This window comes from Phormidium sp. CCY1219, assembly GCF_035615515.1.
Taxonomy (GTDB): domain Bacteria; phylum Cyanobacteriota; class Cyanobacteriia; order Cyanobacteriales; family Laspinemataceae; genus CCY1219.
This window is the reverse complement of the sequence record NZ_JAJENT010000071.1, coordinates 1-439: the sequence shown is the minus strand read 5'-3', so window position 1 is coordinate 439 and position 439 is coordinate 1. Positions and strand designations below refer to the sequence as shown.

General features: G+C 53.5%; 1 pseudogene. It reads left to right on the top strand.

Going from position 1 to position 439, the window contains the following annotated elements:
* Positions 1-30 precede the first annotated feature (30 nt).
* Positions 31-439 (top strand): annotated as a pseudogene (locus tag LKK83_RS00465) (Uma2 family endonuclease); the annotation flags it as partial.

Sequence of the window (439 nt, the reverse complement as noted above, 5' to 3'; positions counted from 1 at the left end):
ATCTTATCTCCCGGAAACCGACTGAAAGAGATGAGCAAAAAACTGTTGTTCTACAATCGCTATGGCGTGGAAGAATACTATATCTACGACCCCCAAAATATAGAATTTCAGGGATTCTTGCGTGCCCCAGAAGGCTTGCAGGCACTTGACGAGATGAATGGCTGGGTGAGTCCGCGACTGGGAATCCGCTTTGAACTGAAACCCGACACCCTGGAAATTTATACCCCACCTGGCGATCGCTTCCTCACCTTTGTAGAACTCAACCAGCTCAAAGAACAAGAGCGCCAGCGCGCCGAACAAGAGCGCCAACGCGCCGAACAAGAGCGCCAACGCGCCGAACAAGCGTCTCAACGCGCCGAACAAGCAGAGGCGCAACTGCAAGAAGAACAGCAGCGCTATCAGGCTCTCATCGAGCAACTGCGCGCGCGAGGCATGGATC